The sequence below is a fragment of the Bradyrhizobium sp. CCBAU 51745 genome, from assembly GCF_028128715.1.
GTDB classification, from domain to species: domain Bacteria; phylum Pseudomonadota; class Alphaproteobacteria; order Rhizobiales; family Xanthobacteraceae; genus Bradyrhizobium; species Bradyrhizobium manausense.
In genome coordinates, this window is sequence record NZ_LBJP01000052.1 from 1 (window position 1) to 14,887 (window position 14,887).

Below are 14,887 nucleotides of genomic sequence, written 5' to 3' on the forward strand. Positions count from 1 at the left end.
CCAGCACCCCTCAAGGTCAGCTCAATGAGCTGCTGCCTTGGGATTGGAACAGAACCCCCGTTCAGTCTGCGGCCTGATCGGGCCACCGCGCCACGCGATCATCCCGCGGCCCTCACCGGACGGTTACGTTGCTTCTGTTGCACAGTGCGCAATGCAATCCAACATCGCGGATGTAAAGTTTCGCATGTCCATTTTGCACAATGCCCCGTCCTACCGGGAACCAGTAACCGCCCGTTTAGGGTTTCTCTTTGTCTTGGCGCTAACAAACCGAACGCCAACGCGTGTCCCGTCAACCCAAATCAGTTCGCACCGTCGAAATGCCAGTCCCGTAGACGATAGTACCAGAAAGAATTCCTGTGCCTTCAGCGGCTCAACCGAGCCCTCTACCTCAAGCTGGGCGCCTGTTGTTGAAGCGTCGAGGAGGATGCAGCTTCGCTGCCACGTCCCATCTACGCCCATGATCCTGACGGTATGCTTATGGTCAAACCGGACACGGTCCGATCTTCGCTTGTTGCCGAGCATGTGCAATTCTCAGGGGACCAATCATTCTTGTAAAAATTGCAACGCCTCCTGCGCGGTTTATCCGGCGCTGTTTGATCCGTAAGGGAGCACAACAGCCAAAAATGAGAACGCTACAAACAGCCACTCGCGGGACTCTTATGAACGCAGATCCGAGCTGCTAACTTGAACCAGCCTGCTGGGTCAGCGGTGCTCCGCCAGCCCCTTGCGCATGACAAATTTCAATGAACGGAGTTTCATCCAAATCATTTAAGAGAAAGTTATGCGATTGCATCACGAGATCGTACGCCGTCAGAGTTGCACATAAAATGGGCGTGGCCGGCTAATGCCGTGCACCTTCCCGAGCTTTGTCGAGCGCCACCGCCTTACGCGTCAGCATCTCCGGCCGCAGGCGCCGGCTCGGCAGGTCGTCCCAATAAAAATAATGGCTCTGCCGACCATCGCCGTACCGCACCTCAAAGCTGCCCAGTCGGGTACAGCCTCGTGCTTGATGAGGCGGATCGAAGTGACCTTCGGGGCTTGCATGCCGCTCAAAGCAGCGACACAAGTCGATCGCAAACGATCCTTAGTGGGTCGCGTCATCTGCAAACTACTGGCAGTCGTGGGTGTAGAAACGAGCGACTGGAAGCGGCGCTTCGAGCCGCACGGGGTGTTACAACCGCGCATCCAGTTCAACTGAAATAAAGAGCGCGGAGTGCCGAGCGGCCGGCCATGTATGGGCCTGCAGGCGGCAGGTCTTCTGCTGGCGAGGCTGTGATGCTGCTGCCGCCCTGTCCTGTGCTGATCTCGGCAATGCGGCCACCGTTGATGCCGAGGTAGTGCGAACCCGTGCGACTACGGAGGCGCCTATGAATAAGGTGGATGAAGTTGGCGAGCGCTGATCACCGAACGGTCCCGGCCGGGTCGCGAGCGCCATCTGCTCGTACGCCCGACGCCAACTGCTGCTCCGGTGACTGCTTCGCTTTCCAAGCCGTCTTTCAAGGCTCGCGGCCAAGCCGGACGGTGGACCGGGCAGCGTCACCGTGACCGTCACAACAAGAAATGATCATCGAACCGGATGTGGCCGATCTGGTGGCCGTCTTCGCGGAGGCTGTAGTCGTGAGGGCGATCAGACGAAAGAGCATGGTAGTTCACGTTGATCCCGACCGGACCTTCGCGTGAGGGCAAGCCCGCCAAGATATTTTTTGCGGCCGCTAGTCATAGCTGCTGCTCTTGAGCGGGAATTGCAAGTGGCGGGCCGGGGCCGCTGGCTTTATTGCGCAGACAGTTGGCGGTCCCACTCAGTCCCGATAACGGCAGAACTCATCGCCGTTCTCGTATTCGAAGCAGATCTTTACCCGACGGTAAGGTCGGTCCTGATCGTAAGATCGCGAGGGACGGTCCATCTCATCTCGCCAGTTGCGGCCTGTCGTGCGATGGTCCATGTCCTCCATCATGCGCCCCATGTGTTGTTGGCGCATGCGGTCCATGCCCATGCGATCCTGATCCCGCTGTTGCGTTGTCCAGTCTCGATTGACACGCGTATCTTCGGCGCTCTGACGGTCGCGCTCGCGCGCTTGGTCCGACTGCTGAGGCGTACGTTCTGGTTGGACAGGAGCAGTTTGGGGCTGGTTAGTACCGGGAGCGTTATCCGATTGCTGTGCGAGAGCGGCCGTAGAAGTGAGGCCCGACGACAGCAGCAGGATGGCGACCAAAGCTGAAATGCGCATTGTGAGTCCTCCACCGGCAATCAGCATTTTAACGCCACGGCTCAGGGTTCGTTTCTATAAACTTGATCGAAATAGCGACAGCACCTCCGACCTAATTGTTGAGGAGGCTCGCGCTGGTGTGGTGGGCCCGCCACGCGGGCAGTCCGTTGCCGGAAGCGCGTCGAGGACATTCAGCAGCTCGCTAAAGTAGCTGGCGCCGCACGATCAACCGCGTGCGCCGCAGCCGCGCATGCAGTATTCCGTTGGCCGCCGCCTGCATGCGCGGGGTAAAGGCACATGCGCGGGCTTCCTATCGCCTTGTCTTAAATCCTTGTGGATCGTCAGATCGGGACACAACGGAGGACACAATCCGGTTACTACTTTGATTTTCCTGGCATTTTAGCCCTCAGCCACTCCCTGCGCAGGGGAGGGGTGGCGGCTATGCCACCGACACCAAAAACTCGGCGGAAGCCCGTTGGGGGACGTAAGTAGCGCTCCCCTGTACCAAGCATTTCAATCACTTAGCAATGATGTCGGTCCGCTCGACTTGCTTGATCGATCTCAACGAATTGGACTGCATTTAGGGATATTGAAGCCTCAGACATGCAGCTACTCAATTCAGACAAGGACTACGGCGCTATTGCGCAGACCCTGCACTGGTTGACGGTCATTCTTGTCATTGTTGCTTGGGCGCTTGGCATTTTTGGCGATGTCTTGCCGAAGGGCGAACCCCGTCAGACCGGCGTTGGCATCCATGTTGCGGCCGGGATCGCAATTCTCGTCCTGCTTGTGGCCCGCGTGATCTGGCGAGCGATCAATCCACCGCCTGTGTCGGAAGCGACCGAATTTGGGGTCTGGCTTGGGAAGTGGAGCGATCCTGCCGCCGCAATCGCGCACTACGCTCTTTACGCGCTGCTTGTCGCGGTGCCAGTCGCCGGGATTGTGCTTGAGTTCGCGCGTGGTGATGCATTGCCATTGTTCGGTTTTGCCGCCATTCCGTCGCCGTGGCTTAGAAATGCGGCCTTTGCCCACAATGTGAAAGAAGTGCACGAAGTGCTCGCGCATGCTCTGGTGGTCATAGCAGCGTTTCACGCGATCGCCGCGCTCGTTCATCATTGGGTATTTCAGGACCGGACCCTCATCCGGATGTTGCCCCACTCCAAAGATTGAGACGTCTTGCGATTCGCAGACGTGTCCGCTTGCTCATACCTCGGTGGTGTCCGCGAGATGCTCAATGGCCGCGATGCCAATTTTCTATTCGATTGTTCTGTTGACGCTCGCGAACGGGTCGCCGGTCGTGGCCAAGAAGATCTTCGGCTCTCGCTTCGCGTTCGCTCTGGATGGAGGGCTTCTGCTCTTCGATGGCCGACCGGTATTCGGGGCCTCGAAGACCGTCCGCGGCATCGTTGCGTCCATCGCCGTGACCGCGGTCGGCGGGATCCTCCTTGGACTCGCTTACGAGTTGGGAGCTCTCGTGGCCATCGCCGCAATGGTGGGCGACTTGCTTTCCAGCTTCTTGAAGCGGCGCTTGAATATGCCGCCAAGCAGCCAGGCGTTGGGTTTGGATCAGGTTCCGGAATCGCTGTTTCCACTTCTGGCTTGCCAGGAAAGCCTCGGGCTGAGCTACGCTGACATCTTTGTGGTTGTCCTGATGTTCTTTGTCGGCGAGCTCGCGATTTCCCGCGTGTTGTACGTGTTGCGCATCAGGGATCAGCCCTATTGATGCGGTCGGCGGGTCGGCACAATCGATGCAGCGTAATTTCCGGCGGGCAGTTGAAGCGGACGGCGACGACGCTCGATCCTGCGCCCACGGAGGTGTAGCCGGCCATATCGTGATAGCGCCAGGCGCCGGCTCCCAACCGACGCGGCAGCACCGAATCGAGCGTAATGGGGATCGAACCCGGAAGGCAGATCTGCCCTCCGTGCGTGTGTCCGCTCAACAGCACGTCAAAACCGGCATGCGCCGCTTGTCGGTAGATCTCCGGCGTGTGAGACAGCAGGATCGAAAAGGCTCCGTCCGCGATCTCCGACCCCACCTTCTCGATGTTGTCGACTCTGAAATAATGCGCGTCGTCGATCCCTGCGACGAATATCTCCTGATCGCCGCGTGCGATCTTCGTGCATTCGTTCTGGAGCATGCGTATGCCCATCGCCTCCAGACCGGGCAGCATCCTGATGGTGTCGTGATTGCCGAGCACCCCGAGAATGGGCTGCTTGAGGTTGGCGGTCACCCGCGCCATGCCTTCCAGCGCAGCGTCGAACGCTCCGAAAGTCTTGCCACGATAGTCGCCGGTCAGGACGCATAAATCATAGCTCAGGCCTGAGACCAGTTCGATCAGGCGCCGCATGGCGCGCTGGCTCATATCTACATGCGTATCGCTGATGTGAAGAATCGTGAAGCCGTCGAACAAGACCGGCACATTTGCGCATTCGATACTGTTGTATTTCACGGTAATGCGTTCGGCATTGCGGCGCCCGCGCCAGTAAAGCCCGGACAGCTTCAGAAACGTTCGGATCAACGAGTGAACGGAGTACCAGTTCTCGATATGGAAGAAGTTGAGGCCCTGGCCGAAGATCTGGGCTTCATGATCGGTTTCGATTCCGAGCCGCTGTCGGGCGTGGATCCGCCCTAGGCGCTGCTCCAGTTTCGATACCACTTCATCGTCCACCTGATTGACCTTCCGGTTTGGTAAAACTAATTACCCGTGCAGGTTGCCTTGTCATCTCCGCGGCATTGATCGACCTTGTCTAGAGCAAGAAGAAGCGATGCGACGCGATTGGCCGAAGCAGCCCATTCAGCAAGCCGCGGATAGTTGTCCGTGAACCAGCTGCAGGCGCCCTGGACCACGGCAAACGCTGCCGCCGCCTGAACGACCTCGCCGAGGAGCATCGTACCTGCAACGTATTTCGGCGTGCAAAGCAGCAGGCCAATCACCGGCGCCAGCAGCGAATTCGTATGGGTTATGGTCGTGAGGCGCATGAGTTGCCAGCAATACTTCAGCCACGAGGCAATCACAGCCGTGAGAGCGGAGTTCATCTTGCGAATTCCATCCTCGCCGTTCGCCTCGGGGGTGCTCTCTCCGCTTTCACGCAGATGGGTTCCGATGGCTCGCAACTGGGCTTCAGCCCGCTTGTTCTCCTCCATGACGTCGGTCAGCCGACGCCCAATCAACATCGTCGTGGCTGCCACAGCAAGCGAGTAGACAATGACGGCGACCACCAGATAGCCGGGAATGGTCACAGACAGGCTGGCTGCGTCAATGGTGAGATTGCCTCCGACCACCCAGAGGATGCCGATAAAGGTGCCCGCTGTCAGGAGGGAGCCAAAAAGCCCGAGAACGAGGTCGACGGGAAAGTCCGTTGCCACTCTGCCATCCTCTGCAATTCGATATTCAGGGGCTTGATAGTCTCCCGCCACGAGGTTCAGTCGTACCAAGCGATCCCGCTCCAGCCAGTAACGATAAAGCTCATCGCTGAGCCACGCCCTCCATCTGCGCTGCAGCGTCATCCGGCCCCAAACCGAGAAGACCGCGAGCGACAGGCTGGCCGCCGCAAGCGGTACGAATCGCATCGCCTGGATTACAAGCTGGTTCCCATCCTTGCGCCCCACCGCGTTGAAGAAGTCTCGGTTCCAGAAATTTAGCGCATACTGGGTCAGTAGTTGCAGAACAATCGTGACGATGAGCAGCACGGTGAGGAGCCAGGCCCAGCGGGCCGATTTGCCAGTCCAAAATCCACGTGCGCTTCTCCAGAAACGCAGCAGCAATTGGCGCTCCCCGGGAGATTGATATTCCTCGTTGCTAGGCATGATGGCCGGCGATAGCAGTGACTTTCACGCTGGAGGCGAGACGATGAATATCCTCTCTCATACATAACCCTGTGCCGGGACGTAGTAGTGCGGCCGAACCGCCGGCAACGCCATAGCGCAGAGCCGCTTCGAGATCGTTGCTGTGTGCAAAGCTCGACACCATCGCACCCAGGAAGCTGTCGCCTGCGCCCGAAACGCTGACGGGCTCGATCGGGAGGCCATTCGCACGCAAAGCGATGTCGCGCGTCAGGAGTAGGGCCCCCTGCGAGCCCAGCGAGAGCGCGATGATCTCGATGCGGTAGCGATCGAGCAGGCCGCGTCCGGCTTCGAGCAGAGAAGGCTCATCCTCGGTACTGATCCCGGCGAGATCCTGAAACTCGTGAAGATTGGGCTTGATGAGATAAACGCCAGCTTCCAATGCAGCCTTGAGCGCATCGCCGGTTGTATCCACAATGACCTTGGCTACCCCTCTCGATGCCTTGACCAAACGTCCGTAGAAGTCGCCCGGCACCCCGGACGGCAGACTGCCACTAGCGATGACAAATCCGGCTTGTGAACTGATGCGCGTGACTGCTTCGAGGCACTGCTGCCATTCGGATTCGCGGAGCAAGGCGCCCGGAAAGACCAGACGAAACTGCTCTCGGGTCGTCTCATCGAAGATGGTGATGTCCTCGCGGGTAGCGTTGGCGGACGGAATCACAATGCTGCGCACGGATTCGTGCTCAACCAGTGCCGCCAGGGTTTGCCCGGTGGCGCCTCCGGCGGGATAGACCGCGATCGCGTCGACGCCGAGCCGCGTCAGAACCCTGGCGACGTTGATGCCGCCGCCGCCGGGATCGCGCTGAGCTTCCGCGCAGCGCATTTTGGTGAAGGGAAGCATCCTCCTGACCGAGGTCGAGATATCGACCGCCGGGTTGATGGTCAGCGTGATGATCGGCGGCATCTTAGCCAAGGCCGTCGACCTCCATCAGTGCGCGAAGGCCGGTGAATGCGACATCGTCATCCAGGATGAGATAGGCCGGTATTGGCTGCAGGAATGTCCTGAGACGCCCCTTGGCCTCGAAGCGCATGCGGAACTGGGACGCGGCAAGATAGCCGGGCAGATGGGGCAAAATGCCTCCGCCGATGAATACGCCGCCCCTTGCCCCGATCGCGAGTACAAAATTGCCAGCAACCGATCCCAGCATCGCGCAAAACATCTCGAGAGCGGCAGCGCTGACTGGACATGTCCCATCGATTGCCGCCCGCGTGATGTCGCCCGCGCGACGTTTCGGAGTGGTTACGCCCTCGAGTGACGCAAGAGCATCATGGAGATTTTCCAGGCCGGCGCCAGACAGCAGGCGCTCAGACGAAACATGCCCGAATCGTTGCCGCAAATGCGCGATGACGGCGTCCTCGCGTAAGGAGCCGCCCGCCATCGTGGAATGGCCGCCCTCGCTGGGAAGGACAATTGGACCGTCGGCGTGCGGTATGGTGACCGCCATGCCCAGGCCAGTGCCCGGACCGATCGCTGCAAGCGGCGCCCCCACGACCCGTTCCCGCCCGCCCAGTTGCAGAAGACTGCCCGGGCCGGATGAGGTAGCGCCAACGCGACCGCTTCGAAGTCGTTGATCAGGCGCACCGACGAAAATCCATAGGCCTCGCGCAATTGCTCTGCATCGATCACCCAGGGATTGTTGGTGAGTGCGCAGCGGCCGTTCTGAACTGGGCCGGATGCAGCAAGGATTGCGCGCTGAATTGTCCCGGCCTCCGTCGTATCGCCGAGATAAGCGGCGAGCGCCTCCTGAAAGGTGCCGTGATCGTTGACGGCTGTGTGCGCGACCGTGCTCAGCTTGCCGTCGGTGAGGAGTGCGAAGCGGGCGTTGGTCCCTCCGATATCGGCGAGCAGGGTGGTTCGCGCCTTCATCATGGCCGCCCCGCTTTGATCAGTCCTGCATACCAGTCGAACGAGGATTTGGGTGTTCGCCGCAGCGACGCATAATCCACATAGGTCAGGCCGAACCTAATGCTGTATCCGGAGTCCCATTCGAAATTGTCGAGCAGCGACCAGACGAAATAGCCGCGAACGTCGACGCCACGAGAGGTGGCGGCATTCATCGCGTCGATATAGTCCCTCAGAAACTCCACCCGGCCCGTGTCAGTCACCGCGCCGGTCGCGTCAGGCTGGTCGAAATTGCCGTATCCATTCTCGAGAACGTAGATTGGCAGGCCGTAGCGATCCTGAGCGGCCTGCAACGTATCCTCGAAAGCCTTGGGATCGATCGGCCAATCGATCGGCGTCAGTGCGGTGCCGACGGGCTTATCGCCGAAGTCATAGCCCAGCATCGAATCCGGATTCGCCTTTACATAGACCGGACTGTAGTGGTTCAGTCCGAACCAATCGACTGGACGGCAGATGCGCGAGAGGTCTCCGGGCTGCAGGTGTGGTTCGATCGCTGACCGCATCTGCGCTGGATATGCGCCAAGACATTGCGGATCCGGGAAGGCGCTATTCCAGTAGACGTCGAGGCGTGCCGCGGCGGCTGCATCGGCCTCGCTGCTGCTGGACGGCCGGCATGGCTGCCTGTTGTGAATGCACCCGATCGAGGCGTCGGCCACTTTTGCGCGGACGACATCGACCGCCGCGCCGTGCGCAAGATTGACGTGGTGGATCATGCGATGCAGCTTGTCCTCGCTGCTTCGGTCCCGCTTGCCGAGCGATCGGCTGAACAGGCTGAACATCGACGGTTCGTTGAGCGTCGCGAAGCGCTTGACCCGATCGCCGAAGCGCGTCGCGACCAGAGCCGCATAGTCGGCGAACCACGTCACAATTTCACGATTCTGCCAGCCACCGTGCTCCTCCAATGCCTGCGGCAGGTCCCAATGGTACAGGCACAGCCACGGCTCGATGCCGACGGCCATGAGCTCGTCGATCAGACTGTCGTAGAATGAAAGACCCGCCTCGTTGGCTGCGCCGCGTCCCTGCGGCAGGATGCGCGGCCAGGCAATCGAGAACCGGTACGCCTGCACGCCGAGGATCTTCATCAAGGCCACATCCTCGCGGTAGCGATGATAGTGGTCACACGCGACGTCGCCGGTATCGCGATTTTTGATCATGCCGCTTTGGCAGTAGATGTCCCAGATGCTGGGTCCGCGGCCATCCTCGCGCGTGGCCCCCTCGATCTGAAAGCTCGAAGTGGAAACTCCCCAGATGAAACCGGGGCGCAGGTTGGCGGTGTTCGGCAGTTGAATTGTCGACATGGACGACCCTGCTCGGTCTTACTCCAGTTGTGCCCTGCCACGCCGTTGCGGCCGTTGGATTGCAAGGATCTTATGCCTGTCGCATTGATAGTCAGGCAGCTGCTGGATGGTATTGAGATAGGTCAAGAGCCCTGGAGAGGACCATGCGATGAATTGACAATCTTGGTTGGTTGCCGGGGTTCGCAGTTGCAAAGAACGAAGTGGGGAGGGGTCGTCGACGGCCGCAGCGGAAGCGGCTTCTTCCGTGTCGCCGAGCACAATGGTGTTTTTTGGCTGGTCGATCCCGATGGTGGCCGCTTCCTCTCAAAAGGCGTCAACAACATCCGCTTCGATCAAGACCACGTCGGACAGACGGATCGCGTGCCTTACGCCAAAGCTTGCATGGCCAAATACGGCAGCCCGCCCATCTGGCGCGCCGCGGCGTCCGACCGGCTGGCGAGCTGGAATTTCAATACAGTCGGCTGCTGGTCGGATGAACTTGTCGCCAGCGAAGGATCGCGATTGCTGGCGACCGCGCCGACGGCGGAGCTTGGCGCGTCCTTCCGCCTGCACCGCCGCGATCAGGTTTTTCCGGATGTCTACGATCCCGAATTCTCGGCGCATATCCGCATGAGCGCCGATCAACGCTGCAGGCCTCGGCGCAATGATCCCGGCTTGCTCGGTACCTTCATTGACAACGAACTTTACTGGTCGCCCGACTGGCGCGGTACTGACGAGCTTCTGACGCTCTTTCTGAACCTGCCACCTCATCGTCCGGGCAGGATTGCCGCGATCACGAGTCTGCAGGCCCACTATCGAGAGTTTGCGCAATTCAATGCGGTCTGGCGTACGCGGGCGCGATCATGGGAAGAGCTAGGCAAGATCGAACACATCGTTGCGCCGTTTGTCAGGCTCCGGCCTGGCGTCTTGAACGATGCGCTCGAGACCAAGGCCAACCTGGCAGATTCCGCTCGCGAGGCGTTCTCCGCCGATTGCGATGCCTTTGTGGCTGTGGTGGCCGACAAGTATTTCGAATTGTGTGTCTCGGCAATCAAGGCGGCCGATCCCAATCATCTCGTCCTCGGCTCCCGATTCGGATACCAACCGCTCAGTGGCGTGATCGCCGCGGCCGGTCGCCACCTGGATGTCGTTTCCTTCAATTGCTATGAGTTCGACCCAGGCCCTGTCATCGACGCTTACACTGCCACCGGCAAGCCGTGCCTGATCTCGGAATTCTCGTTCCGCGGCGACGATGCGGGCCTGCCGAATTCCAGAGGGGCCGGACCGCGGCTACCAACCCAGACTGAGCGAGCCCAGGCTTTCGAAGGCTACGTCGCGGCAGCCCTCAGCAAGTCGAATGTGGTCGGCTATCACTGGTTCGAGCATGCCGATCAGCCGGCCGAGGGCCGCTTTGACGGCGAGGATTCCAATTTCGGCGCAGTGACTATCGACGACGAAGTTTATGACGAGCTGACGCAGATGATGAGCAAGGTCAATGCCGCGGCAGAGCGTATTCACGCTGCGGCCGTCCCGGCCGCGATCTGATTGCGACAATGGGCGGAAGCGTCACGACGCGGACTTCGGGAGGGCTGCCTCGGCGTCCGATACGGCGGCCATGGTCCGAAATACGCTCGAGGGATTGACGCTGATGGAGTCGATGCCGAGCCCCGTCAGATAGCGCGCGATCTCCGGGTAGTTCGCGGGCGCCTCGCCGCAGATGCCGATATGGCGACCGTTGCGCTTGGCACCGACCACCGCCTGCCGGAACATCTCCAGCATTCCCGGATCACGCTCGTCGAAATCGAAGGCCACGATGTCGGAGTCCCGGTCGACGCCCAGCGTGAGCTGGGTGAGGTCGTTGGAGCCGATCGAGAAGCCGTCGAACAGCTCCGCAAACGCATCGATCTGGATCACATTATTTGGAATCTCGCACATGACGTAGATCTGGAGACCATCTTCGCCGCGCTTCAATCCATTGGCCGCCATCGTCGCGATCACGCGCCGGCCCTCCTCGACCGTGCGGCAGAACGGCACCATGAGGCGCAGATTGGAGAGACCCATCTCCTTCCGCACCCGGCGGAGTGCGGCGCACTCCAGCGCAAATCCTTCGGCATAGGCAGGATGGCTGTAGCGGGAGGCGCCCCGGAAACCGAGCATCGGATTCTCTTCCCGGGGCTCGAAGCCTTCGCCACCGATCAAGCTGGCATATTCGTTGGTCTTGAAATCGGAAAGCCGCACAATCACGGGCTTCGGATAGAATGCAGCGGCGATGGTACCGACCCCTTCCGCCAGTCTTTGAACGAAGAAATCGGCGGGGCTCGTGAGGCCCTTCACCAGGCGCGCGATCGTGGCACGCGCCTTGGCTGACTTGACCTTGTCCGGTTTGAGCAATGCCATCGGGTGAACCCCGATATGCTCGCTGATGATGAATTCCATGCGGGCGAGACCGACCCCGGCCTGCGGCTGCATCGCCGTGCGGAACGCCATCTCGGGAGTGCCGACATTCACCATGATGGCCGTGCGCGGCTGGCGCAGCTCGCTCACCGGCGTCCTGGTCATGTCAAAGCCAGCCTTGCCCTGATAGACGCTGCCGACATCGCCTTCAGCGCAGCAGATCGTGACTTCGGTCCCGGTCTTGATCTTTTCGGTCGCGAGAGTGGCCCCCACCACGGCGGGGATGCCCAGCTCGCGTGCGATGATGGCGGCATGGCAGGTGCGACCGCCCTTGTCGGTGATGATGCCGGCCGCGATCTTCATGACCGGCTCCCAGTCCGGACTGGTCGCCGCAGCCACCAGGATCTCGCCGGGCTTGAAGGCGGCGAGGTCGCGCGCAGTCACGACGCGGCGCGTACGCCCTGAAGCAATCTTCTCGCCCACCGCGCGACCGTTGACGATGACCGGGCCGTGCGCTTTCAGATTGTAGGTCTCGTAGACGTCCGCCGAGCGTCGCGAGGCGACCGTTTCGGGCCTGGCTTGAATGATATAGAGCTTGCCGTCAGCTCCGTCCTTGGCCCATTCGATGTCCATCGGCGTCGCTGCACCGGCGTGTTGCGAGTAGTGGGCTTCGATCCGCACTGCGATCTCGGCAAGGCTCACCACCTCTGGGTCGGAGACGCAAAATCTCCGGCGTTCGGCTTCCGGAACTTTGCGGGTGAGCGTCGCATGTTCGCCGCCGCGTTTGCCATAGATCATACGGATCTGCTTGGCGCCGAGCCGTCGCCGCAACACGCAGCGATATCCCTGGCCCAGCGTGGGCTTGTGAACGTAGAACTCGTCGGGATCGACTTGGCCCTGAACGATGGTCTCGCCGAGACCATAGCAGCCTGTGACGAAGACGACGTCACGAAAGCCGGATTCAGTGTCGAGCGTGAAGACGACGCCGCTGGCCGCAAGATCGGAACGCACCATTTTCATGACGGCGACGGAGAGTGCGACCTTGAAATGATCGAAGCCCTTGTCGATGCGATAGGAGATCGCGCGGTCGGTGAAGACGGATGCAAAGCAACGCCGACAGGCTTCGAACAGATCCTCGGGCCCACGCACGTTGAGATAGCTTTCGTGCTGGCCCGCAAAGCTCGCGGTTGGCAGATCCTCGGCGGTCGCAGAGCTTCGTACGGCCACGGCAACGTCGGTTCCGGATTCGCGCTCGAGCTGCCGGTACGCTTCCACGATCTGCTCGCGGAGGAGGGGTGTGTCCATCGCCTGGTAGATGATCTCGCGAGCTTTCGCGGCCTTGCTGGCAAGCTGCTTGATCTTGCGTTTGTCCAGCCCGTCGAGCAGCTGCCGAAGGGCACCTGCGGCGCCGTCACGCGACAGCGCCTCGCGATAGGCGTCGGCCGTGATCGCAAAGCCGTCGGGGACCGAAATCCCTTGTGAGGCGAGGGTGGAGTAGAGTTCTCCCAGCGAGGCGGTCTTGCCTCCGACCAGGCTCACGTCCGCCAATCCGATCTCATCAAACGATCTAATATACCCGATCATAAACTACAGCAGAGCAGGTTCATGACGTTCCGGGTTGAGCCAAGTCAAATTTTCCAGAGCTTAGCAACGGTGCCCGGAAACAACCGCGCCTGGAGGCGAATCCAGTTGCTTCTTCAGGTCAATATACGAAGGCTGGAGTTTCCAGGAGGTGGTCATTCACCGCCATCACGCCCGGGATCCCTTCCGCGGCAACGCGAATGGCCGTACGTTCGGCGAGTGATGGCGCAAAGCCCCAGATATCGATCACACCATTCTGCACCGTCGCTTTCAGATTGAATGTGCCGGCCAAAGTCGGGTGGTGTTTCGTTCCCGGATTTTTCTTTGCGGCCGGCGATGTCATGCTTGCTCAGAAGATCGCGCTTGAAACTGATGAAAAGTCAGCGCTTGCGGTTGCCAGCAAGATTTCGCCGGAACTGCCTCTGTTGTTGCGGCATTCGGGGCGGCGGCCCTTATGAGACTTGCGGGATCTCTAAATTGCCCAGTCAGCTGGAAAAGGGCTAAGAGAACTCTGCGCCAAACTGATCTCATATAAGGGCTGCAGCGTCGCTCGTCCGGCGCGGGCGTCCTGCAGGGGTACATCCTACCATTGGGAAATTTAGACCCGTTGGCTTCGGTGGGTGGCCTTGGCAGTGAACGGCTGACCAGCCTCTAAAACGTGCCACTCGCAGGCGACCCCGGGGTGACTGTCAATCTAAGAAGCCGTAACCACCGCGTAGCCATGCTTCAACGCAGCCGCAAAAACCTGCTTCAAATCTGGGTCTCCTAATATCTCATCAGCGGGGCTGAACCCGGTCACTGGACGCCAATCGAGACCCTTGGTCGGTTCGGGTAAGACGGTAGCATTGAAAGCGTACGCGGTGCGGCCGGGCCGCTCGCCAAATGCTCCTTGCTCGATAAATTTTTGAAGCCGGTTCATGTTTTACGGCCCTGTTGGAGTGAATGTTCGCTGGACGAAAGCTCCGCCTTTCGGATCACTTGCGCAAATGTACGAATAGCGCTGTCCGCCGCCGGGCGCGTCGGTATCGATATCGACAATGATCGGTGTCGATTGGCCGCGCCAGTTGGCCAGTTGCTCGGCCGGCATCGGCCGCGTACCAGATTTCACGACCTTGAGGCCCGCGACCTTAGGGAGAGCCCCCGTGGCGCTCATAGTGCAACGCACCTTTTGATCTGCTGCTGCGATAGCGGACACGGGCACAATATAAACCTGAAAAGCTAGCATAAATGCCGCGGCAACGGCGTGTGGCGTCCGCATACGTCAACTCCCTCGAAGACGGAATTCAACCACCGCCGCGCGGCAAAAGGCAAATGCTCCCCCGGGAGAGAAGGGATGGATTTTTGTGCAAAAATCAGTTGGCAGCGTGTCCGTGGGCGTGAGAGCCCGCTCCGGAGCTACAGCTTGGTCAGCGTGCTTCATTGGCGTCGGGGGTGACGGCTTAATGTCGGGCGCACTTGGCGGTGCGGCTCCGAACCCTGCTTCTATGGGCGGGGTCGGGCATGCTGTCCTTTAGGGTGAGCCCCCCAGGCCCAGGCGCGCTAGCATCCCGCGCCGGTGCGCGAGCATAGGCTTCGAGGGATTGCCGTCTCTGACCTTCACATAGCTTGCCAGGATTAAGTCGATGGCTTTTGACACTTCTCCCCAGATCGCTATGTGCCGTCCTCCAGAAACTCAACT

Annotated in this window: 12 protein-coding genes and 1 pseudogene; 3 read left to right on the top strand and 10 right to left on the bottom strand. The window is 60.2% G+C overall.

Annotated features, from left to right (window positions below):
* Positions 1-210: 210 nt before the first annotated feature.
* The gene (locus XH98_RS13285) at positions 211-522 is read right to left on the bottom strand and encodes a PilZ domain-containing protein (RefSeq protein WP_271618853.1); all 312 of its coding nucleotides are present in this window, start codon (positions 520-522) and stop codon (positions 211-213) included.
* 1,277 nt (positions 523-1,799) lie between these two features.
* Positions 1,800-2,228 (bottom strand): hypothetical protein, encoded by a 429-nt coding sequence (locus tag XH98_RS13290; RefSeq protein ID WP_271618854.1) that lies wholly within the window; start codon positions 2,226-2,228, stop codon positions 1,800-1,802.
* A 582-nt stretch (positions 2,229-2,810) separates the two neighbouring features.
* Between XH98_RS13290 and XH98_RS13295 the strand changes: the two genes are divergently transcribed.
* Together XH98_RS13295 and XH98_RS13300 are read left to right on the top strand one after the other, a co-directional pair.
* Positions 2,811-3,377 (top strand): cytochrome b, encoded by a 567-nt coding sequence (locus tag XH98_RS13295; RefSeq protein WP_271618855.1) that lies wholly within the window; start codon positions 2,811-2,813, stop codon positions 3,375-3,377.
* A gap of 64 nt (positions 3,378-3,441) precedes the next feature.
* Positions 3,442-3,930: a CDP-archaeol synthase gene (locus XH98_RS13300; protein ID WP_271618856.1), complete on the top strand. Its 489-nt coding sequence runs from the start codon at positions 3,442-3,444 to the stop codon at positions 3,928-3,930.
* On the opposite strand, the gene XH98_RS13305 is transcribed toward XH98_RS13300, so the two are convergent.
* From XH98_RS13305 to XH98_RS13325, 5 genes and pseudogenes are all read right to left on the bottom strand, one after another.
* On the bottom strand, positions 3,911-4,876 hold the full coding sequence (locus XH98_RS13305; RefSeq protein WP_271618857.1) for a metallophosphoesterase: 966 nt from the start codon (positions 4,874-4,876) through the stop codon (positions 3,911-3,913). The genes XH98_RS13300 and XH98_RS13305 overlap by 20 nt on opposite strands.
* 26 nt (positions 4,877-4,902) lie before the next feature.
* Positions 4,903-5,973 carry an SbmA/BacA-like family transporter gene (locus XH98_RS13310; protein ID WP_271618858.1) on the bottom strand — a complete coding sequence of 357 codons (1,071 nt, stop codon included), beginning with the start codon at positions 5,971-5,973 and terminating at the stop codon, positions 4,903-4,905.
* Positions 5,974-6,007: 34 nt separating this feature from the next.
* Positions 6,008-6,958, bottom strand: a complete 951-nt coding sequence (locus tag XH98_RS13315) for a 1-phosphofructokinase family hexose kinase (RefSeq protein WP_271618864.1) — start codon at positions 6,956-6,958, stop codon at positions 6,008-6,010.
* Position 6,959: 1 nt separating this feature from the next.
* Positions 6,960-7,924, bottom strand: a pseudogene (glk, locus tag XH98_RS41065) (glucokinase).
* On the bottom strand, positions 7,921-9,255 hold the full coding sequence (locus tag XH98_RS13325) for a GH1 family beta-glucosidase (protein WP_271618859.1): 1,335 nt from the start codon (positions 9,253-9,255) through the stop codon (positions 7,921-7,923). Before XH98_RS13325 ends, glk begins: the two are co-directional and overlap by 4 nt.
* Before the next feature lie 72 nt (positions 9,256-9,327).
* Between XH98_RS13325 and XH98_RS13330 the strand changes: the two genes are divergently transcribed.
* On the top strand, positions 9,328-10,779 hold the full coding sequence (locus tag XH98_RS13330) for an agarase (protein ID WP_271618860.1): 1,452 nt from the start codon (positions 9,328-9,330) through the stop codon (positions 10,777-10,779).
* Positions 10,780-10,800: 21 nt separating this feature from the next.
* On the opposite strand, the gene ppsA is transcribed toward XH98_RS13330, so the two are convergent.
* The 3 genes from ppsA to XH98_RS13345 form a co-directional block, all read right to left on the bottom strand.
* Positions 10,801-13,212: a phosphoenolpyruvate synthase gene (gene ppsA / locus XH98_RS13335; RefSeq protein WP_271618861.1), complete on the bottom strand. Its 2,412-nt coding sequence runs from the start codon at positions 13,210-13,212 to the stop codon at positions 10,801-10,803.
* Between the two features lie 118 nt (positions 13,213-13,330).
* A complete protein-coding gene (locus XH98_RS13340) occupies positions 13,331-13,552 on the bottom strand; it encodes a BON domain-containing protein (protein ID WP_271618862.1) in 222 nt (73 codons plus the stop codon).
* 579 nt (positions 13,553-14,131) lie between these two features.
* Complete coding sequence (locus tag XH98_RS13345; protein WP_271618863.1) at positions 14,132-14,467, bottom strand: hypothetical protein; 336 nt, start codon at positions 14,465-14,467, stop codon at positions 14,132-14,134.
* Positions 14,468-14,887: the final 420 nt, after the last annotated feature.